The 21,037-nt window shown below is 71.7% G+C and carries 18 protein-coding genes; all 18 read right to left on the bottom strand.

From position 1 onward, the window contains the following. Positions 1 to 196 precede the first annotated feature (196 nt). The 18 genes from ACFY30_RS33705 to ACFY30_RS33620 all read right to left on the bottom strand — a co-directional run bounded on the left by ACFY30_RS33705 (position 197) and on the right by ACFY30_RS33620 (position 20,736). Positions 197 to 1,450, bottom strand: coding sequence for a DNA cytosine methyltransferase (locus ACFY30_RS33705; RefSeq protein WP_390848937.1), 1,254 nt, complete (start codon positions 1,448 to 1,450; stop codon positions 197 to 199). A gap of 1 nt (position 1,451) precedes the next feature. Continuing rightward, positions 1,452 to 2,546 carry a phosphoadenosine phosphosulfate reductase gene (locus tag ACFY30_RS33700; RefSeq protein ID WP_390848936.1) on the bottom strand — a complete coding sequence of 365 codons (1,095 nt, stop codon included), beginning with the start codon at positions 2,544 to 2,546 and terminating at the stop codon, positions 1,452 to 1,454. A 276-nt stretch (positions 2,547 to 2,822) separates the two neighbouring features. Beyond that, positions 2,823 to 3,083: a hypothetical protein gene (locus tag ACFY30_RS33695; protein ID WP_390848935.1), complete on the bottom strand. Its 261-nt coding sequence runs from the start codon at positions 3,081 to 3,083 to the stop codon at positions 2,823 to 2,825. After that, positions 3,080 to 4,039, bottom strand: coding sequence for a hypothetical protein (locus tag ACFY30_RS33690; RefSeq protein WP_390848934.1), 960 nt, complete (start codon positions 4,037 to 4,039; stop codon positions 3,080 to 3,082). Before ACFY30_RS33690 ends, ACFY30_RS33695 begins: the two co-directional genes overlap by 4 nt. Positions 4,040 to 4,290: 251 nt before the next feature. Further along, complete coding sequence (locus ACFY30_RS33685) at positions 4,291 to 5,472, bottom strand: hypothetical protein (RefSeq protein WP_390848933.1); 1,182 nt, start codon at positions 5,470 to 5,472, stop codon at positions 4,291 to 4,293. Further along, positions 5,469 to 6,344: a hypothetical protein gene (locus ACFY30_RS33680; RefSeq protein ID WP_390848932.1), complete on the bottom strand. Its 876-nt coding sequence runs from the start codon at positions 6,342 to 6,344 to the stop codon at positions 5,469 to 5,471. Before ACFY30_RS33680 ends, ACFY30_RS33685 begins: the two co-directional genes overlap by 4 nt. 85 nt (positions 6,345 to 6,429) lie before the next feature. Continuing rightward, the gene (locus ACFY30_RS33675; RefSeq protein ID WP_390848931.1) at positions 6,430 to 7,422 is read right to left on the bottom strand and encodes a hypothetical protein; all 993 of its coding nucleotides are present in this window, start codon (positions 7,420 to 7,422) and stop codon (positions 6,430 to 6,432) included. 108 nt (positions 7,423 to 7,530) lie between these two features. Next, complete coding sequence (locus tag ACFY30_RS33670; protein WP_390848930.1) at positions 7,531 to 9,018, bottom strand: hypothetical protein; 1,488 nt, start codon at positions 9,016 to 9,018, stop codon at positions 7,531 to 7,533. 47 nt (positions 9,019 to 9,065) lie between these two features. Beyond that, entirely contained in the window at positions 9,066 to 9,689 is a 624-nt protein-coding gene (locus ACFY30_RS33665) for a hypothetical protein (protein ID WP_390848929.1), read from the bottom strand. Between the two features lie 87 nt (positions 9,690 to 9,776). Then, entirely contained in the window at positions 9,777 to 11,333 is a 1,557-nt protein-coding gene (locus tag ACFY30_RS33660) for a ParB/RepB/Spo0J family partition protein (RefSeq protein WP_390848928.1), read from the bottom strand. A 166-nt stretch (positions 11,334 to 11,499) separates the two neighbouring features. Further along, entirely contained in the window at positions 11,500 to 12,114 is a 615-nt protein-coding gene (locus tag ACFY30_RS33655; RefSeq protein ID WP_390848927.1) for a hypothetical protein, read from the bottom strand. Continuing rightward, on the bottom strand, positions 12,111 to 12,722 hold the full coding sequence (locus ACFY30_RS33650; protein ID WP_390848926.1) for a hypothetical protein: 612 nt from the start codon (positions 12,720 to 12,722) through the stop codon (positions 12,111 to 12,113). Before ACFY30_RS33650 ends, ACFY30_RS33655 begins: the two co-directional genes overlap by 4 nt. A gap of 120 nt (positions 12,723 to 12,842) precedes the next feature. Further along, positions 12,843 to 14,060, bottom strand: a complete 1,218-nt coding sequence (locus tag ACFY30_RS33645) for a DUF6573 family protein (protein ID WP_390848925.1) — start codon at positions 14,058 to 14,060, stop codon at positions 12,843 to 12,845. A gap of 90 nt (positions 14,061 to 14,150) precedes the next feature. Beyond that, on the bottom strand, positions 14,151 to 14,762 hold the full coding sequence (locus tag ACFY30_RS33640) for a hypothetical protein (protein WP_390848924.1): 612 nt from the start codon (positions 14,760 to 14,762) through the stop codon (positions 14,151 to 14,153). Positions 14,763 to 14,842: 80 nt separating this feature from the next. Further along, a complete protein-coding gene (locus tag ACFY30_RS33635) occupies positions 14,843 to 18,922 on the bottom strand; it encodes a DUF3560 domain-containing protein (protein ID WP_390848923.1) in 4,080 nt (1,359 codons plus the stop codon). 123 nt (positions 18,923 to 19,045) lie between these two features. Then, positions 19,046 to 19,690 carry a hypothetical protein gene (locus tag ACFY30_RS33630; protein WP_390848922.1) on the bottom strand — a complete coding sequence of 215 codons (645 nt, stop codon included), beginning with the start codon at positions 19,688 to 19,690 and terminating at the stop codon, positions 19,046 to 19,048. 121 nt (positions 19,691 to 19,811) lie between these two features. Beyond that, on the bottom strand, positions 19,812 to 20,096 hold the full coding sequence (locus tag ACFY30_RS33625) for a hypothetical protein (RefSeq protein ID WP_390848921.1): 285 nt from the start codon (positions 20,094 to 20,096) through the stop codon (positions 19,812 to 19,814). A gap of 70 nt (positions 20,097 to 20,166) precedes the next feature. Beyond that, complete coding sequence (locus ACFY30_RS33620) at positions 20,167 to 20,736, bottom strand: hypothetical protein (RefSeq protein ID WP_390848920.1); 570 nt, start codon at positions 20,734 to 20,736, stop codon at positions 20,167 to 20,169. Positions 20,737 to 21,037: the final 301 nt, after the last annotated feature.

The following is a 21,037-nucleotide window of genomic DNA, read 5'->3' as shown; positions in this document are numbered from 1 at the left end:
GCAGTATGGGCGGATCTTCGGCGCCTGCTCCAACGACTGGCACAGCAAGTCCGGCGTCACCAGCGGTTCGTGCGTTGACCGTCGCCGCTCCGTAAGGCCATGGACGGGCGGGACCACGGAACGGAGCCCCAGGCAACGCCTGGGGCTCCGTAGTCTCGCGCCTGCCTGCAGCTGGCTCAGGACGACAGTCCTGCCATCACGACGGCAGGACTCTCAGTGTTTCCTGTGCAGCCCAGGTAGCGACGGTGACGGGCACGGCGTCGCCGACCTGGAGCTTCTGGTCGGGCTCTTCGCCGGCGAAGACGTGCTGCTTGGCGAAGCCTTGGGCGCGGGCGTTCTCCGTGACGGTCAGGGGGCGGTACTCGCACTCGTCGACGTTCATGTCGGGGGTGGGGCGCGCGAGGTAGTGGTGAGCGCCGCCCTGCGCGGTGACGGTGCCGATCGGCGCGTCGAGGGGGGTCGCGCCACCGTGGTTGCGGCGGGTGACAATGAACGGCTCGCCACCGAACCGTTTGTGGCCCTCCACCACAGCGGCACGGGCAGCAGGCGCGTACGCCTCGAACGCGTTGCGGTCCTGGCGGCCGTCACCGAACCGGTGCCCGCGGACGTTCTTGTCGATGACGTCGCCAATGCCCCGGGTGATCGGCTCTACGCGCGAGTGGCAGCGCTGGGTCGGGCACACGTAGTAGTACGACCGCTTCGCCTGGGAGGCGCCGCTCTTGGGCATCCTGCGCAGGTAGGCACCGATGCGGCGGCCGCGGCCATTCTGGATGCCCGGCCAGTGCTGGATACCCCGGACCGGGCCGCAGTTCGGGCAGATCGAGTTGGGGCGGGGCAGCAGGTTGGGAACCTTGCCGATGTCCTTGCGAACCATCACCCACACGAGCCGGTCGCGGTACTGAGGGACCGGGCCAAGGGTGGTGCCGTCCGGCATCTCGACGGTGACGTGGGCGGAGTTCACGCAGGCGAGCGTCGCGTAATAGCCGCGGCGGCCGAGGACGTCCCACACCCTCAACCAGGCGTCGAAGAGCCGCGGATTGCGGGTGAAGAACCCGGGCACATTTTCTCCCACGTAGGCCAGCGGCTCATGGACGTCGACGTAGCGGATTGGTTCCCACGCGGTCATACGCGTCTGCTCCCACCGGCTGGGCTTGCCCTGCGTTCCGTCGCCGACGTCGAACTCCTCCTGGACGCGGGCCTTGCTGTTGCCGCCTGCGGGGGTGGCTTCCCGGCAGATCGGCGAGCCGACCAGGACATCCGCGTAGGGCAGGGTGCGCATGTCGATCGTCTGAATCGCTGCTTCCCGCGTGTAGATGTCCGGGACGTTGGCGCGGGCGGTCTTGATGGCCCAAGGGTTGTGGTTGGCGCCGAAGCGCGGGGTGTATCCGGCGTTCATGAAGCCGCGGCCGTCACCCCAGCCTCCGCTGAACAGGTGGCCAGAGCTGTACACGTCACGCCTCCTGGTCCGCAGCGGCGGTGGGGTTGCCTGCTGCGCAGCTGTCGCAGCTGCCGGGCAGGGCGTCCGCCGGGGTGCCGGGGCGGACGTAGCGAGCCCGCTTGGCGGGCTTCTTCAGCGCGGCCTCGACGGCGTTCGTCAGAGTCTCGAACTCGGGTCCTTCGTCCTCGATGACCACCCCTGGATCGGGAGCTCCGGGGCGGCTGGCCCGCTCGATCAACTCGGCCATGCTGGTGTTGGGGTTGAAGGGGACACCCCGCACCCGCTCGACGAGGGCGTACAGCTCCGCCAGTTGCGGCCGGCGCTTCACGGCGAGCAGCAGGTCCCGCTGGGAGGCGAGGACGCACAGCGAGCAGGAACAGCGGCTGGATCCCTTCCAATCGCCCGCGCCAGGGTGGGAGTCGTAGCACCACTGGTGGGGGAGGCCCTGCTCGTCCGTCCAGTCCTTGACCTCCTGGGTGGTCACCTGGTGGGCGGGGGACCACTCGTGTACGACACGGGCCGTGTTGTCGGTCGTCGTACGGAAGGCCAGCCGCTTCTTGCGATCCGGGCTCTCATCCGCCCTGATCCCCAGAACGTTTGCGCAGACGACCGGACGGCCAAGCTGCTTCTTGCGGTCCCGGACCATCGCGCTGAAGGCGCCATAGATGAGGCCGGTCTTCCAGTCGCTGCGGCACGGGAGCACGCCCTTCCACGGCCAGTCACCGCGCTCGGCGATGTAGGTCAGCAGGTCGTACGGGACGCGCTCGCCCTCCAGTTCACGAGCCCGCCGGACCTCGATGTGCCGCTCGGGAGGCACTCCCAGGGCCCGGCTGTGAAGGGCCGCCAGTTCGCTGCTGCCGGGGTAGCGGACGCCGTCGACCGTGACGGCGGGCCACTCCAGGGGACCGAGACTGGCATGGATGGTGTAAACCCGGTCCTCGACGCCGGCGGCGCGCGCAGCGTCCAGCGCCAGAGCGGCGGCGCGGGGGCCGTCCTTCCCGCCCGAGAGATTGAGGATGTAGATGTCGACCTCGTCCGGGACGAGGTCCGCCATGGGGTCGGCTCCCGCTTCGGTGGGGAACAGACCGAGCTGCAGGCTGCTGCTCATGCGCGACGTCTCCTGGTGAGCTGAGTTGGTGACCTGTCGGCCGGGCGTTGCCGCGCCCGGCCGACAGAGAGGGGACTGAACAGGCGCCTCAGGTGGGACTGCCGGGGCTCGTCCCGGAGGAAGGGCTCCAGATTGCCGCCTGAAACTTGAAATCAATTATACGCTCTTTGTTGGGTCTTGGCAACCCTGCTCACAGCTGTGGCCCCCGGCTACCGGGGGCCACAGCCTGGCGTCTCGCGGCCGCGTGAGGTGGTGATTCCGTCTCGCGCGCGGCGATCACACGGCGGGCAGGGGGTCGGGCACGTCGTCCACGCCGAGGAGCAGGACGTGGTGGCCGACGGTCTCGGTGGCGCCGTCGGTGACCCGCTCGACGTCCAGGCGCAGCCGGATTCGGCCGGCGCCTTCGCCATTGGCCGCAAGAGCATGTTCCAGTTCGTCGTCGAGGCGGTCCGCCGCGGTCTCGGCCGCGGCGTAGTCGGCCAGGTCGCGGGCGAGGAGCTGGCGGGTGGTGGTGTCGCGGAGCTGGTAGCTGGTCATCGGGGCTCGTCCTTCCGTGTGGGGCGATCAGTGGTCGAGTCGGCGATCCCGCGTGCCGCGTTCACTGCGCGCGACCAGACGTCGGGGCTGCCTCCGTGCTCGCGGGCGAGGGAGGCGGCGAGTCCCCGGACGTCGCCGCGCTCGCGCAGTGCGGCCAGGGCGACGGCCGCCCGCCGGTCGGCTTCCGAGCGGGCCGGCGTGACCGCGGGTCGGTGCTCGAGGGCGGTGCGCACGACGTACTCCCAGGACCTCTGTGGCCCGCCGTGCTGCACGCTGAGCTCCGCGGCCAGCCCCGGGTGGTAGCCGTCGCGGTCGATCGCCTCGGCGGCGTACTGCGCGGCCAGCTGCGTGGCGGTGAGCGGCTCACCGCCGGCGTGGGCACTCAGCTCGGCCGCGAGAGCCTCCTCGAGGGCGGAGGGCCGGCCGACGGCCGCGTCGGCCTGGGGCCCGGGACGGCGGCCGGCCTTGCCGAGCTTGTCCCCGGTGCGCTTCTTGTCGAAGTCCTGCAGGTCGCCGACGCGGAAGCCAGGGATCATGCGGCCGGTCGGGCCCTCGACCGGCTCGGCGAGGGGCTTGGGGAAGTAGTCGGGGTTGTCCTTGAGGTACTTGCGGATTGCCGAGGCTCCGTTGAAGCCCAGCCACTTGGCGGCCGTGTTGATGGAGACGACGTCCTCCGGGTCGGCCCGGTACAGCTCGGGGTCGGCCTTGAGGACCTTGTTCGCCTTCTCCTGCTGGAACCAGGTGTAGAAGTCGCGGAACTGCTGCTCGTCGTAGAAGTCGCTCCCGTCGATGCGCTCCTTCTCCGGGTGGCGGTGCTCCTCCGGCTGCTCGAGCCGGATCTTGTACCAGCGGGCCGCGGTGCCGACGCTGGCGCCGGTGAACTCGCGGATCCAGTCGCGGTTGACCACGGCACGGTCGCCGACGACGCGACGCTGCGGGTTCAGGGCCTTGGACATTGCACTCTCCGGTTCGGATCGCGGCCCTATACTGAGGGCCTGCTCCTCTTGGTCCTTCGGCGCTCACGCGCCGGCGGGCGAGTCGAGTTGGTGAAGGTGGTCGGCGGGACGTTCGGTCGGGGTTGCCGCCCTGGGCCGACACCCTCGTGAGAGGGTGCCTTCCGCCGCCCACCGCTTTTGCCGCTTGTTTCGCGTAATCAATATGACGCTCTTGGTGGGTGGCTGTCAATCTCGCCGGCACCCAGAGCACGTCACAACCGGCTGCGGCGATGTGCGGCCCACTTCTGTTCGAAGTGCGGCACCTTCTTGTCCCGGACGTGGAACGGGGCGGTGACCATCAGTTCCTCCACGGTCGGAAGCTCCGGACCGCGCCGCTGGACCCACGCCCGCACCCTCCCGTAGCGCTCGTCGACCTCGACCGGGACGCCGCGCCGCTCCGAGACGCTCAGCAACCTCCGGCCGAGAGTGGAAGCCCGGCCCACGTCGACCCGTTCCACCGAGCGCATCGCCCGCCCGCGCCGGGTCGGGTCCGCCTTCGCAACGGGCAGGATCCGCCGCACGTGGTACAGCGCCCACGGACAGGCGAGCTCCTCCTCGAACGCGGCGAGCACAGGCCGGTCGGCAGCCCGGCCGGGGTCGAACTGCTCCAGCAGACTGCGCCGGCCGAACAGCCTCGCCTGCGGGTTGAGGCTGACCGAGGTGTACTCCAGGCGCAGCACCCGTCCGGCGATGTCCGGGTGGGCGCGCATCCGGTCCAGGTGCGCATCCATGGCCCCCATCGACACCGGGAAACAGCAGAAGCTGCAGTAACTCTTCTCCCACCGCACCCCGAACCGTTCGTACAGGAACGCTTCGCACCGCTCGCGCCCCCACCCCCAGACGATCAAGGGGTACACGCCCTGGCGCAGCGGGTTCTTGCTTGCGGCCTCGTCCCGGCGGCTGCGGCTGACCTCGTCGGCGTTGAACCCCATCACTTGCCTGAACGGCCGGTCGCCGATCTCCTGGGCGATCAGCGCGTCGCCGACCTCTCCCTTGGCATGCAAGCTGCAGAGCCGAATGCCGCCCTGCTGGGGAACGGTGCCGTTGGACTCGTACTCGTCCCACAGCGCCCAGGGCCCGCGCTCGATGATCCGCTCGGGCTGGCGGGAGTCGTCCATGACCACGATCTCCAACGAGCGGCTGGCCCGGGCGACTTGAACGAGCCGGACCTGGTGCTCGCGCAGGAGCGGCAGCACGTACTGAGCGGCGTGGGCGCGGGTGGCCGGCCACTCGTCCCCGGTGAGCTCGTGCATCACCATGGTGCGGGCCAGATCGACTCCGTGGGCGGCCGGGTCCTCCAGCATCTTCACCAGGTATGCGGTCGAGTCGACACCCAGGCCCCAGTTGATGACCAGTTCGACATCGTCGCCGCCGGTGAGGGATCCGGCGGTCATGCGGCCGCACCCCCTTGGTCGGCCTTCGGGTACGGGTAGGAGGTGGCCGTGAGCCGCCGGCCGGTGCGCGGCCCGATGTAGGCCGCGTAGCGGTGATTGCCCCCGTGGGCTACGACCCGCGCGCCGATGGCCTGCAGGGCCTCCTCCAGCCACGCCCGGCCGGGCTCACCCTCGTCACGGGGGCGAGCGCCGAGGGCGACCAGGCGCCGCTCGACTCCGCCTCGGCCACGCTCGCCGTTGCGGACCTTGGACATCGCACGGCCGTGGAGGACCGAGCCGTCGGGCAGCACGGTCAGGCGCCGCGGGCGCGTCTTACCCAGGTAGTTCATCCCCTTGGCCTGGTAGATCGTCCCGTAGTGACCGGGAAAGACCAGCTCGGGTCCGTGGGCGGTGAGGCGCGTCCTGGGCTCGGGGTCGCTGTGCGCGACGACCCCACGGACACCCCGGGCGGCCGCCAGGCGGAAGGCGCATGCCTGCGCCCACGTCTCCGCGTTCGCCGGGATCTCGTCGAGCAGCACCAGCCGGTTCAGCTCCAAGCTCTCCTCGTACGGGGTGAGCCGGCCGAACACCGAAGTGAGCACGGCGACCTGGGTCGGGATGCCCAGGGTGAGCACCCCCACCAGGCTGGTCTCCGGGGGCGCGGCGGTGTCGATGAGGCCGTAGGCGAAGCGGACAGCGGGCCACGAGCCGCTGTAGTGGTGGGCGCGCACGAAGGCCTTCGCCGTGTGGACCAGCTCGTTCGGCATCTCGCGGACGCGGTAGCGAGCGGGATCGAACCCGCCCTCGCTGGTCGGCCTCCAGCTGTGCCGGCGGTTCTTCCACCGCTGGCAGACGGCGCCGAGATCGAGCGGGGGTTGCTCGTACGCAGACATCAGGGTGTTCCCCTCGGGTCGGTGAGTTGGTGAAGGAAGGCCGGCCCGGGGTTGCCGCCCCGGGACCGGCACGGCCGGCGGTGGGTCAGGTCGTGGTGGGGAGCATCAGCTGACGGGGGGCGTGCAGCACGTCCAGGACGCGTTCGCGCCAGCGCATCGCCCAGTGCACGCAGTTGGAGCAGCTCTTGTGCTTGCCCTCGCACTGGGGCAGCGGGTCGTTCCAGCGGGCGTCACGCGACCACGCCAGGGAGTCGGCGGAGGCCAGGTACTCGGCGCACGTCTCCAGCGCCTGGGTCTTCAGCCCGAAGCCGTGCAGGCGCAGCCCGGCGGTGGCCACCGTGGCGAGGACGGCAGAGACGTCCTTGACCGACTTGCGGCGGCACACGGAGCCGACCCCGACCAGCGGATGGTCCGCCAGCCGTACGCCGCGCTTGTCGTACAGGTCCAGGCAGGCTTCGTAGTCGGCCGGCCGCCAGCCCTGGACGGTCGGGATGATGTCGACGCCGGGGTCCTCGGCCATCAGATCGACGAAGTTGCCCACGGTGCGGTCGATGTGCTCGCGCACGGACAGACCGGTTTTGGCGATCATGTCGGGCTCGCACATCCAGTCCTGCGGACCGGCCCAGACCAGGCGGCCGATCCCGTCGCGGAACTGGCGCAGCTCACGGACGTAGGCGTGCGGGCCGATCGTCCAGCCGCCGTGGGTGTCGAGTTCGGAGAAGGCGCCCGAGTCGTACACCCAGGCCTCGGCGGCGCGCGGCAGCGTGGCACGGCCGGTCAGGGCAGAGCGCGAGACGCACATCGGAACGCCCCAGGTGGACAGCGACTTGGCGTGGTGTCCGCCGAGCCAGAACATCGGCCCCTCGGGCGGCGAGTCACCGGGGTGGAAGCCGAGGCCGTACTCGCAGCGGCAGACGCAACTGCCCATCGTGCAGAACCCGCAGTCCAGGCACTGTTCGTGGTAGCAGTGGCCGCAGGCGTAGCGAACGGCGGGCGTGCAGGTGCACGTCTCGGGATACGGGGTGTACACCGGCGGCGCCGGCATCGGGCGGGCTGGGGCGGCGAGCACGGTGTTCACGGCGTGTCCTTCGAGTTGGTGAGTGGGGGGCCGGTCCGGGGTTGCCGCCCCGGACCGGCGGTGGGGCAAAACGGCGAGCGGGCGTGGCTCACGCGGTCGGCGACCGTGTCAGGCGTCCGCGCTGGGCGGGTCGCGGTCCCAGGGACCGAGGACAGCCCGCGGCTCCCTCGCCCCCTGTGCGCGTTCGCGTCGCGCGGCCAGCAGCAGATCGAGGATCCGCCGGCCCTTGACCTCCGCCTGGTGACGCAGATCTGCGGGCAACTGGACGGGGAGCACCACCCGCCGCGCCCGCAGATCGACCTCCAGCGTCACGGTGCGCACCAGGGTGCGGGCCTGCTCCTGGCCGACGTACAGATGCAGCCGCGCCTCGACCCGGTGGTCGACGGGGCTGAGCTGTACGTACTCGTTGCCCCAGGAGAAGTCCGCGACGTCGGGGGAGAGCCGCACCCGGGCGGGAACGGTGCGCCCGGTGGGCACTTCGCGGTCGTTGAGCGGGGCGGTGGGGTCCTTCTCCCGGCGCGTCACGTGCTCGTGGAAGGGGTACCAGCCGGGCCCGTAGAAGACGGCTCGGGAGTCCAAGGCGTAGGCCCAGTCGCCGAGTTCCAGCTTCACGCCGTACGCGTAGGCCTCGTTCTTGGGGGCGACCTGGAGGTCCAGGGACGGGACCTCGTGGGGATGCCGGGCCGGGGCGAAGTCGGGTGGTGGGGGCAGGTCGGCGGGGAGGAACGTCGTGCGGGTGTTGCCCAACTCGTCCGGGTCGAAGGCGCCGTCGCCCACCACCTTGCGGACCAGGTGGGGGACGGCGCGATCGCGCGGGGTGACGCGCAGGGCCACGGCCGAGCCGTCGGCGGAGATCAGTCCCTGGAAGTCCCAGTCCGGCTGTGCCGCGCTCAAGTCGTGCTTGACCTCACGCAGCGCCCGGGAGACACGGCGGCCGAGCGGGTCTTCCGGGTCCACGCGGAGGGATTCGGGCAGGACGAGGGCGGCGTCCGGGTGCCACTGGTCGGACAGGACCTGCCACGGTCCGGGCTGCAGCAGCGAGGCGACCTGGCCGGCGAACTGGTCGGCCTCGGTCAGCTCGCGCAGGACGGCGGCGGTGAGGCGGGCGGTGGACGGAGCGTCCCACGGGCCGCCCAGGACCAGGCTGAGGCCGCTGCCGGGGCTGCCCAGGGTGACGCTGAGCCGCCTGCCTTCCAGCCAGGCTTCCGCATGCCCGAACCGGACGAACAGTCCCGGCTCGCCGGGCCGTTGGAAGGGGGCGCCGGTGGTGAGCAGGCGGGCAACGGCCTGCAGGGGCGGGTGGGCGTCGCGGGCGTCGGGCAGGGCCGGGGCGTAGCGGGTGACCGTGTCGAGAATGCGGGAGGTGACGGGCGTCGGGGTGTGTGCGCTGATGCGCGCGGTGCAGATTCGGGCGGGGCCGGTGGGCGACGGCGCGGCCAGGGCGGCCTCAAGCTGGCCGTGCCGCTCGCGGGTGCGCAGGGTCAGCCGGTAGCCGCCGGGCAGGTCTGCGCGGGTGCGGTCCCGGCCGCGCAGGTGGTGTTCGACGATGGTGTCGGAGATCGCGTAGGGCGGAGAGGCGGGCTCGAACTCGTACATGGCGCAGGCCTCCAACGGCGGCAGTAGGCGCGGGTGTGCGGGGGCGGTCAGCGGGTGATGCGGGACCGGGCACGGTCGGCCTGGACGTGGACGGCATCGGCGTGCGCGGCGGCGCGGACCTTGTCGGCCCACTCGGCGGCACGCTGGGCCAGTCCGGCGAGGCGAACGAAGGCGGCGTCCTGGTGCTGGCGGGCGCGGTCCATCAGCGCCGCGTGCTCGGCGGTCAGCTCCTGGGCGGCGTACGCGGCGATCGCCTCGACCCCGTGGCGGCGGGTGACACGCCCGAAGGGGCAGGCGCCTTCCTCCTGCTCGATGACGGCGAGATCGGCGGCGGGCCAGCCGGTGTCCTCGTCGCGCGGGCCGAGCTGGATGTCGAGCACGCACACCGCGTCCGCATCGTGCAGGCCGTCACCGTGGTAGCGGATGTGCGGCCGGGGCACGGGACCGGTCTGGCGTTCGGTGTGCGCGCGCCACAGTTCGGGGGAGGGGTCCTCCTCGTCCTGGTGGAGGCGGTGAAGGTAGGAGAGAAGGGCGGGCAGCTGCCAGGCGGGGGAGCCGAACGGCGCGGCCGGCATGGCGAGACCGGCCCGGGCGATCAGGCCCGTGTGGTTGCTGACGGCGGCCTGGGCAACGAACAGAGAGGCGTTGAGGCGGAGTTCGGAGCGGAGCATGGCGAGGCCTTCCGGGCGGGCAGCGCGCAGAGAGGGAAGGGGGAGGGGGCCCGGGCCGGACCTGACAGGTCCGGCCCGGGCAGCAGGTCAGGACGCGTCCTCGGAGTCCTCGGCGCTCACGCCGTCCGGGTCGTCCGGGGTGTCCTCGTCGGCCTGGCCGTCGGTGTCGGCCGTGTCCGGTTCGCCCTCCTGGTAGGGCTCGTCGTCGACGATGGCCTGTTCGACGCTGGAGAGCGGGTAGCCGATCTCCGCAAGGAAGGACAGCCACGTGCGGGCGTCCTCCCGGATCTCCCGCAGCTCGTAGACGGCGGAACGGGCGGTGCTGTCGGTGCGCCACGTGCGGACCTCGCCCATGCGCTTCTCGAACGTCGCGGCCAGCACCGCGAAGTTCAGCAGGGTGAGCTTGGCCGCGGTCGCCGACTTGGCGCGCTCGGCGGGCTGGTCGTAGCCGGTCAGCTCCTTGACCAGGTCCCGGCGGCCCGCGTCGCCCACCCACTGAGCCACCGGCTTGGGGCAGGAAAGGAGCTGCTCGGTGATGAACGCGGCGAGCGGCTTCGGCGCGGTCTTCCGGCCGATGAGGTCCTTCAGCCACGCCTGCCGGGCCTTCTCGGCCGCGCGGTAGGCCTTGTTGCCCGCCTTGACGTACTCGCGCGACGGCTCCGACGGCTTGGCCGCACCCGCCGCCTGCGGCTGCTCCTCGTCCTGGTCGCCGTCCGCCTCGGGGGCGTCCTCCTGGGGCGGGTAGTGGCCGAAGCGCTCCGGGTCGGTGCAGAAGTAGTCCACCTCGCCGGGCTCGCGGGGGTTCTCGGCCCAGGTCGCCACGTGGCCGGGGCAGTCGGCGTGCGCCTGGGCGCTCATGGGCTCGCCGTCCGGGCCGTCCAGCTCGCTGACCGGCTCGGCGGTCTGCGGAAGCGTGTCGCCGTCCTCGGCCAGCCGCACCCCGGCCGCCTGCAGCTGCGGGCGGACCTGCTCACGGGCGCGCTGCTCGGCGCGGTCGTCGCGCTCCCACTGCACCTGGAACTCGAAGCGGCCCTTGGCGTAGGCGTCCAGCAGCCGGTCAACGGCGGCGGAGTCGTCGTCGAACTCGCCCAGCACACCCAGCACTTCGAGGTCGAGGTCGTACGTACCGGCTTCGGCGAGCGCCGAACGGGTCCGCTCGCCGACCGACTTGGCGGTCTTCACCGCCTGAGACACGTCCCTGCGGGAGCGGCCGGTGAGCTCCGCCACCCTGGCCTGCTTCATGCCCGCGCCGACCGCGCCGAACAGGGCGTCGGCCTGCTCCAGCTCGGTCAGGCCACGGCGGTAGTCGTCGTCGTTCTCGATGAGCTGGTCGATGAAGTCCTCGCCCGCCTCGCGCAGGGAGGGGTCGAGCACGTACGCGGGGACCTCGATCGCGTCCTGCTCCGCCTCGGTCTCCTTGGTGGCCCGGGCGGCGAAGTAGCGCCGGTGGCCCATCTTCAGCTCGTAGGTGTCCTCGCCGAGCGGGAGGACCACGACGGGGACCTTCACGCCGTTGGCCGCGACGGACTTGAGGAACTTCTCGTCCAGGTTGAGGTCCTGGCGGACGTTGTTCTCGTTGACGCGGATCTGGCCGAGCCGCAGGGTGACCCGCTGCATCGGTGTGGTGGTTGCGGTGTCGCTCACGGATTGCTCCTCGTGCGGTCGGTTGGTGTTGAGCAAGTTGCCGCTTGCTCGTGAAATCAATTATACGCCATTCAGGCCGTGGGGCAACACCTTTTTTCTGGGGGAGTGCTGGGGAACCGTGCTGGTCAGGGTCGCCTTTCGGGCGTACGTGCCTGCGGCGGGGCGGTCAGGTCTCGGTCACCGTCACCGGAGGCAGGCCCATGTGGGCGGCCCACGCTTCGGCGGCGGCGTGCAGGGTGCGAAAGCCGGTCGGCCAGATCGGGTGCCGGGCCTTCTGGGTCGCGAAGACGTAGGTGAACACCTGCGGTCCCAGGCCGTGAGCATTCTGCAGGCGGCCGGCCAGATGGGGGTGCTCGGGGCACCAGATGCGGTAGCGGCCCAAGGCGTCGAGCCCGTCACGGAACACGTCACCGTGCTCCAGGTGGACGGCGACCGGCTCAGGCCGGGGCGGGGTGGCCCGTACACCGGCCTTCGTCAACGCGGTGGCGAACCCGGCCTTGTGGAGGTGGGCGGCGATGTCGGCCCGCACCCGTAGCCAGGTGTCGCGGGCTGCTCCGGGCCTCGGCGGTTTGCCGAGGTGGCGTCCGATGAGCAGCGTCACGTGGGCGGTCCCGTCCTCGCCGGAGTGGTCGACGGACACGGCCACCTGCTCTGCGGTGAGCTGCTGGCGCTTGAGGGCGGGGAAGCGGCCCTGGGGCAGGGCGCGGCGGGTGGCGCGGACGTACCAGGACGGTGCACCGGGCCGGTAGGGGCAGCGGTGGCGGGCGGGCGGCGTGCTCATCGCGCGACCTCGCCGGAACGGCCGTCCGGGGTCGGGGCGGTGCGCCGGATCACCTCGCCGTAGGCCTTCATGACAGCCTCGGTCGCCTCGTCGTCGACGTAGCGGAAGGTGACGATGTTGAGGCCCCCGCCGAGGACCTGCGCGGTCACCCGCTCGATGCTCCCGCGCTCGTACTCGACGATCGGGGACGGTTCGGCCCGGATGACCTCGGCTCCCGGGACCAGCGACACGAGGAGATCCGCCACGGCGGCCCGGGCTTCGGCGTGCTGGCGGGACTTCTCGTTGGCCGCGAGCACTTTCGGGTACGTCTCGTCGTAGACCGGCAGCAGTTTGGTACGGACGGCCTGTTCCAGCGCCCTGCCGCCCCGGTCGGCGCGCATCTCTGTACTGGGGCGGTGCCGTTGCATCAGGTCGTACGACGTGTCCGGATAGGCGACCCATGCCCGGACGTAGCCCTCACGCCGCGCGGGACTGATCTCGACGCGCCGCCCGTCGGGGTGTTCCAGAGCGGCACCCTCCTTGCCGGAGGCGGCGGACGGACGGGCACTCCAGCCGCCGGGCATCAACGGCGCGGCTTCGGTGGCGAGTTGGTAGGTGATGGACGGCATGATGGTTCGCCCTCTCGACGGGTCGGTGCCGGATGAGTTGCCGCTCATCCGGGGGACTGCGGCGGCGTGGTCGGCCAGGACTGGGGGGCGGCGCGGTGTCCGCCCCCCTGGGCGGTGAGGTCAGTCCTCGTCGGGCTGCATGATGGTGATCACGGGCTCGCCGTGGTCACCCGGCCCGATCGCGCAGACGAGCTGGACCGGTTGGGCCTGCCGGGCGCGGCCGTCGCGCGGCACCCGCCGCAGATCGACGGTGACCTGCCCGTCGCCCCCGCCGCTACGCCGGATCGCCGCACGGCACATGGTCAGCACATCCCACAGGCGGCCCCGTTCGTCCTGCGGCACCTGCCGTTCGCTGTCGCCCTCGTTCCAGGCCACGCAGCCCTCCCATACGGCGCTGGTCAGGGCGACCGGGACACGGAAGCCGGCCTCCCGGACCGAGTCGGCGTCGGCGGCGACCAGGACGCCGTCTGCCAGGGCCTGGGCGCGGGTGTAGGCGTGGATGATCTCGCCTGGGTCGGTCAGGGGGACCGACCGCATGGCGTCGCCGCTGACGGTGTAGTCGTCGGTGACGGCGGCGTCGTGCAGAACCGAGTCGATGCGGGACAGCACGCTGTCGTGGCTCACCCGCCGTTCGCGCGGCGAGCCGGGGCGGTGCCGGACGGGCTGCTGTTCCTCCGGTGAGCTGTGGCCGTGGTCGGCCGGGGCGGGGCTGGTGAGCGACGGGGCGGCGTCCTCCTCGGTCACCATCGCCGCGTGCGCCTCGAGCACCGTCCCCAGGGCCGTGACCCTCCCGGCGTCTCCGGCGGCCTGCGCCTCGGCCCGCTCCTGCTCGAACTCGTCCCGGATCTGCTCGTGGCTGTAGCCCTGGGCGAGCTTGACGCGGACGGTCTTTCCCACGAGATCGACCGCCAGGGCGGGCAGATGACCGGGCAGGCGGTCACCGTCCGGCACGCCGGATGCCCGCGCGTGCCGGGCGAGCGTGCGAGCCGCGCTGCGGTCGTGTGTGCTGGTCGGTCCGGCGGCCTGGTGCGCGTGGCGGGTGCCGGGCGCGGCGGTGGGGGCCGCGGGAACCTCGGCGGCCGGCTCGTCGTCCGCCGGGGTGGCGGGCTCCTCTGCGGTCAGGACGTAGAACCGGTTGGAGTGAACGTGAACCGTCCACTTCTGCCCGGGGGTGTCCTCGGTGAGCCGGGCGCGCGGCGTGCTCTCCCACGCCTCGAAGGCGTCTGCCGGGTCGACCGGCACCATGTTGCCGCTGTCGGAGTCGTAGGCGTGGCAGGTGCGGGCTGCCGTGCGGATCTCCGCCACACGCTTGGTCCAGTTCCGGCGGATCGTGGTCATGGTGCGTCCTCCTGTATCGAGTGGTGCCGGATGAGTTGCCGCTCAATCCGGTAGGGGGCCGGGCGCCGTGGTCGGCGCCCGGCAAGTTGGTCAGGCCCGGGCGGCCGAGTCGGCGGTGCGCAGGGCCTCGCGGGTGGCGTCCAGCAGCGTCACGGAGATGCCGCCCGCCTCCAGGTCGGCGGCCGTCATGCGGCCTGCCGACAGGTCGCAGAGCAGGTTTCCCAGGCAGACCGACAGGGCGCCGAGTTCGTAGCGCAGACCGTGCGGGGTGACCGTGCGTGCGCCCACCAGGAACCCGTGCCGGTCGTAGGGGGCGGCGTTCACCAGGTCGCGCACGGTCGTGTAGTCGTCGGAGGTGCACCCCCGGAAGCGGGTGGCGCGCAGGAAGGCCACCATGGCGCGGTCCATGCGGAAGGTTCCCGGCTTGGTGTGGTCGTCCTCCGCGGCGGCCTCGACCAGCCGTCCCAGGGGCTTGGTGGCGGTCCATCCGGAGTTCGCCGGGGTGGTGTCCTTGCCGTGCACCTCGGCGTTGCGGACCTGCGCGTACCTGCTGTAGACGGTGCTGCCGCCCGGGCGGCACTCCTCGTGTCCGGCCACCGCCTCGACCAGCCAGACCGGCTCCGAGCCGGGCCGGTAGGCGGTGAAGTCCTTCCGGTCGAAGACCAGCATTCCGGCGGTGATGTCGTGTCCGTAGGCGCCCATGTGCGGTTCCCTGTCTGCTCGTTGCGTGTCGGTCGGCGGCCGGTGAGTTGCCGCTCACCTATAAAATCAATAATACGCCCTTACTGGGGAGGGTTCAACGCTTCATCCGCATCAGTCGGCGAACCCGGTGACAGGGCGGGCTCCGGGGTGATGTCGCGCGGGTCGGCTGGGATCGACTCGCCCGCCAGGGCGGCCCGCATCTGCTCGGCCGACATGCGCCCGCTCACCTCGTTGTAGGGGAGCGTGTAGGTGCTGCCCTTGTGCCGGGTCTCAGCCGTTGCCGCGCGGGTGACCACGCGGCATCCGTCGACGGCGCCGACGGTGCCGCCATCAAACGCGGCGTGGATGTGCGGCACGGTCGCCGTCTTGGCGTTGACCCGGGTCACCTCGTACCAGGACCCCCGCCACCGCACGAAATCGCCTTTCACGAAGTCGGCCCGACCCCACACCTTGAAGCCGCGCCGCTCCGCCTCCTTGATCGTCTCCGCCCAGTACGTCAGTTCTTCGTCGTACTCGGCCAGACGGCGCGTCAGCTCCTCCCGGCGCGCCTCGGACGGCTCGCGTCGCCACACATCAGCCGTACGGCCCTTGTCGTCAACGCCGTCACGCTCCCGCAGGACGCCGCGCCGCTCCGCCTCCAGCTTCTCGATACGGCGCAGCGTGCGCCCCGGGTTCTTCCGGTACCGCTCGTAAGCCTCCGCCGCCTGGGCGCGGTTGGCCCAGTAACCGGCCCGCTCGCCCTCGGCGATGCTCTTGCGCATCGCGTTGTGCATGCGCTCCTGGTCCCTGCGGGCGCGCCCCTCCGAATGGTGCCCCACCAGGATCGGCTGACCCATCCAGAACCGGTCGCCGATCCGGTCCGAGGCATCCCGCGCCGACTGCGACGCCACCGCCGCCCGTCCGGCCCGGTCCGCGAACCGCTCCGTCCGCTCCTCGGCCGCATCCACGCGGGCGGCCTCCCGCTCCGCAAACGACATGCCCTCTTCGATCACCACAGCGCACGACAGGCCGAGTGCGCGCACCGCCTCCGCAGCCCGGTTGATCTTCCACCGGTCGGCGCCCTTGTAGCGGCTGCCCCGGATGAAGATCCCCGGGGTACGCCGGTAGGTCCAGCCCAGCGGGCGCAACGCTTCCCACACCCCGTCACCCTTGGCGGAGCCCTCAACGGTGGTGCCGTCTTCGTGGGTGTGCCGGATGACGATGTCGGCTGCCTCGGCCTCCTCCTCCGCCTCCGCGACGTCCCCGGGCAGGGTGAGCGCGCGCAGTGCCGCCGGAGTGTGCCCCATGACCCGTGCGGCGCACTCGGCGCAGCGCGGAGCACAGCCGGGCACGTCCCACAGCAGCACCCCGTACCCGCCACACCTGTTTGCCGCCGCGCAGTCACCGCGCCCGGCAGGCTTCGCCCAGTCGATCGGCATAACCGCCGCAGCCGCGGCGACGGGGGCCGGGGTGTCGACGCCCGGCACCGTGCCGCCCTCTGCATCCCACACGTCCGCCCCGGACGGGTCGGACACCACGTCAGCCTCCCGCGCGGACACCTCGTCACGGGTTGCCGGCGGGGGGAGCTCTCCGCCGTCCCGTGCGAGCGCTCCGCCCTCGCCCTCCCACCCGTCCAGGTCGACCGAATCCGCGTGCGCGTCCGGCCGCGCGTCCGGCCGCGCGTCCTCGGCCAGAACACCCGGCGCCTTGCACTGCTGAGCAACCGTGGCGTTCACCGCGTGGAGCGTCGCCACGGTGTCCAGCCGGACCCCGTCCACCCATGCACCCGACGCGGTCACGTCGTACAGACCGGCCGACCACACCGCGCGCACTTCCCCCGGAACCTTGCCCGTGGCCCGCCCCCCGGCGCGCACGGTCACCGTGGCGCCCTGGCGCTGCATTGCGACAGTCCACCCGTTCGCCGTCGCCGTCTCGGCGAACGCCAGGGCAGCCATGGGCAGCCACACACCCGGCGCCGCCTCCGTCTCCGCCACGACCGGCGCACCCGCGTATCCGTCCTGCCAGTCCTCCAACTGAGCCGCCGTCGGCGCCTTACCCTCCGCCGGGATCTTCGGCGCCTTCCACGGCTGAACCAGGGCCTTGACCGACGCGGACGCCTGCCCCTTCTCAATCCCGCTCGTACGCCCGTGCGTCTTCTTCGACGGGAGGTCACGCCCGATCAGCGCGCGCCCCTCGTCACGGGCCGACACGGCGTCCGCGAGGAGATCCACGAACGCGCGACGCTCCGCCATGCCCGGCGCGTGTTCCATGTCCGGCGACACCTCAGCGCACGCCGGAAGCTCGAACATCGCCGCCGCCCCGCCATCGGCCGACGCCCACGCCCCACGCCCCGCCGGAACGTCACCGGCTGCCGCACGGGCCAGGAACTTGCGACCGGCCGCCGCACGCTCCCCGGCCTCCCTGGCTTCCGACTCCAGCGCGGACAGCTCACGCTCACGCCACCGCACCACATCCCGCGCACCCTGGCGCCGCTTGTCTGCGGCCCACGACACCTCACGCGCACGCGCGGACCACGCCCCTGCCGTCTCCTCTGCAACCCACACATCCGGGCCCAGCACACCAGCCGACCGGCGTACTTCCTGGTGAAGCTCGTACGCATCCCGCCGCCACGCCGCGCACGTCTCCGCGTGCTCCTCCGCCACCGTCAGCCGCTCACGCGCCACGGTCAGCGCGCGGCGCGCACGCTCCGTCAGCCACGCCCGCGACACCCGCACCGTGCCCTCATACGGGCCACGGAACGCCACCGGGAACACCCCGCCCCCGTTGCCGTGGCAGATCACCGGCAGCACCTCAACCGCGCCGCCGTCGGTCTCCCACCCGTCCACCCCGCCGGGGTCCGACACGACGTCGGGCAACACCGCCGGGGTCTTCTTGACCTCGTTCTCCTCCGCCGGAACGTCCGGTGTCACGCCGCTACCGGCCGGAGCGTCGCCGGCCGGAACCTCGGTCTTCTCGGCCGGCCCCTCCCACCCCGGGCGGGTGATGCGCAGCAGGAAGGCTGACGCCTGGGGCCGCAACCGCCCAGCAACCGCGCGCGGTTCCGGCGCACGCTCCGCGCACTCCTGAGCCGACGGCACGTCAAGCCCGAACCAGCGCACGACGGCGAGAGCGTCACGCGCTTCCCAACGGGCCGTGTCGACGTCGCCCCGCCCGTACGCGGACTCTGCCCCCTCTGCGCACTCTTCGGCCTCACGGACCGCACCCTGGGCGCTGTCGTACTGCTCGTCCGTCAGCCCGTCCCAATCGATGCGCTGAGCGAACGCACGGACCGTGTCCAGGGCAGCGCGCGCCATACCGACCGACACGGCCGTCTGCGCGTTCTCCTCCGCCTTCTGCGCCGCCCTCTCCGCCTGGATGCCGTACACGCGCGCCGTCTCGGCCGTCGCGCGCAGCACCGACGCCGGACGCTCCGCGATCACGTACGCGATAGCGGCCCCCGTGACCTCACCCCACGTACCGCGCACGTCCCCCGTCGGAAGGGTCACGGTGTGTCCGCCGCCCGACTTGAAATGGAAGCGGAACGGGAACCGCTCACCGCACACGGACAGTTCCGACAGCAGGTCGGAGCGCCGGAACTCCCCCTCGTAACGATCGCCCAGCGACCGCGCTTCCATCGCTTCCGGCCACTCCTCCGCCGCCCTACGCGCGCGCTCGACTTCCGTCACGGACGGCGCCTTACGGGCACGCTTCCGGGGGGCCGAAGTCTCCGCCGCGGTCTCGGCCGGACCGGGCGCCGGAGCGTCCGCCCGGTCCGGCGCGGTCGGCTGTGTGCGGGCGGTGGGCGCCTCGGCGGTCACCAGGTCCGCGACGGCGCGCCATGCGATGCCCTGGGCGGCCGTCTGGCCGTAGCGGGTGAGGGTGGCGCCGTCCCAGCGGTGTCCCCGGGCGGTGAGTCGCCACACGCAGCGCAGGACGGTTTCCCCGGCCTCCTGGCGGGCGGTGAGCAGCAACGCGCAGTGTCCGGGCTGCGTCTGGACGGTGGCCGTCCAACCGGCCTCCTCGGCCTGGGCGGTGAGGCGGGCCAGGTTGCGGGGGAGGGCCACCCCTCGGGCGTCCGCCGTGTGGGGCGGGGCGGTGGGCGCCGGCACTTGGGCAGGGGTCGGGGCCGGCGCCTGGGCGGGGGCGCTCGTGCTGCTGGCGGGGCGCGTGGTCGCGGTCATGTCGGGTCACTCCTGGGCGGGTTGGTGCCGGGTGAGTTGCCGCTCACACCGGGAGGCAGGGCAGGGGGCGGCAGGGGCGTTCCCGCCGGGGCCGGTCGGGCGACCGGCCCCGGCGGGTGGTGCTCAGTTGCGGCGGTTCGGGGGCCGGTTGTCCCGGGGTGCGGTGTGGCTGGCGCTCGCGCCGTGCGTCGGGGCCTGGTCCGGACGGGGCACCCGCTCGGCCTGCCGGTACTCCACGCCCGGTTCCGGGGCCACCGGCTCGCCGGTCTCCGGGATGACGGTGTACGCCTCCCGGATCTCCTGAGCGGTGAGCGGCCGAAGCCAGAAGTTCCGGACCTTCCAGCCGCGTACGAACTCCGACCCGTTGGGGCCGAAGGTGCGCACGACCAGTCCGCCGGTTCCGCACCCGACCATGCCTGCCGCGATCACGGCGCAGACACGCATGGATGCGGCCTCGTTGATGATCAGGGCGTCACCGATGACGGTGAGTTCCTGGCCTTCGGTGAGGTCACCGTGCGGCGTGCTGGCGCTCGCCACCATGTGGTGCGTCCCGTCGCCGAGAACGGAGTTCAGAAGGGACAGGTACGCGTCGGCGGCGCGGTCGAGCAACGCGTGCGCCGTGTCGGCGGCGGTCTGCGTCGCCTCGTCCGTCACGTCCTCGCTGACGGGGTCGGGCGTCCACCGCATGGCGTCAATGCCGAGATCCTCGCCCGGGTCGACGTTCTGCCCTTCGAGGCTCTGCCGTACGTGGTCTTGGTACTCGCTCATCGTTCCCCTGCCTTGGGTTGTCGAGTTGGTGGCGGGTGAGTTGCCGCTCACCCGCAGAATCAATAATACACTCTCGCGGGGGGTGATCGTCAACCCTCAATCACCCCCCGGACCTGGTGAGTTACGGCGACTCCACCGGCGTCACGCTCGTACGAAAGAACGGGTTGCGGCTGAGGCTGAACGTGACGCGCTTGGTCTCGCCGGTGCTCTCGCGCTTGCCGTAGACCTCGATGTCGGTCAACTCGCCTTCGTCGTACGTCACTTGCAACACGGTGCCTTCCCAGACCTCGGGCCACGGGGCGGGCCGGTTCGCGGTCCTCGGGCGGGCGTAGGCGGCCAGACTCCGGGTCGGGTTGCGCTCGATGCGTACCCGCTGCCCTCGGCTGATCGGTCCTGTGGCGGTCATGCTGTCCCCTCTCTGGTGGCTGTGGCTCCGGGAGGGTGGGGCGACCGGTGGCCGTCCCACCCTGGGCGCGTCACTGCGTCCGGGCTGCCCGCTGCTCCTCGGCGGCCGTCAAGAGCTCGTTGGCCCCGTGGCGGGCGTGGTCGGCCCGTACGCGCGAGGCCACGTCGTCGGCGGACGGCAGTCCGAACCCTCCGTCGCTGGCGAACATGTCGTATGCCTCGCGCCACCCGCGCACCTGGCACTCGACAGCCGCGCGGGACGCGCACGCGATCGTCAGACCTCCGACGGTGACGGACAATGCGCCGATTCCGTCGGGGCTTACAGCCGCGCTGCGAGCCCGGATTTTGGCGCGACGGGGCGCGTCGTCCAGAATCACGAACGAATTGATGGTCAATTCGGGTTCGCGCAATTCTCCCGCGTCGACCTGCTCGGGAAAGATCCTGTCGAGCATTGCGGCGGCCTCGCACCAGCCTTCCCACCAAACGCGCGCGCCGGTAGGGTGCCGGAATTCGATGATTGCCGTGGGAATCTTCAGAAGGGGAATGAGCGTCAGACCGATGGATGCGTCGGTCTTGTGCTCTCCAGCAAGGTGGATCGTGAGTCGGCTTACCGCGTCAACGGTTTCCGCTTCCGTGTTCAAGGGGGCTCCTCGTGTTGGTGACTGAGACTGAGTCAGGTTGCCGCCTGACTTCAAAATCAATAATACACTCTCCCCCCTGGGGAAGCACCCGAAACGCCGAACCTTGCGACATCTCTTGCGACATCTCTTGCGGCTACTCCTGCGCCTTCTCTTGCGACATCTCTTGCGCGAGCCTCTCCGGGACGGGCGACGTATCCGCAGGTCAACCAAGGGTTCCGCGCGTGGTTGGGGGTCTGACATCCCCTCTGCTGCCACTTTTCCCACGCCGGTTGAAGGATGAGTGAGGTATGGGTGCGGGGGT

The sequence above is a fragment of the Streptomyces sp. NPDC000345 genome (genome assembly GCF_042898825.1).
In the GTDB taxonomy this organism is placed as follows: domain Bacteria; phylum Actinomycetota; class Actinomycetes; order Streptomycetales; family Streptomycetaceae; genus Streptomyces.
This window is presented reverse-complemented; position numbering and strand designations above follow the sequence as displayed.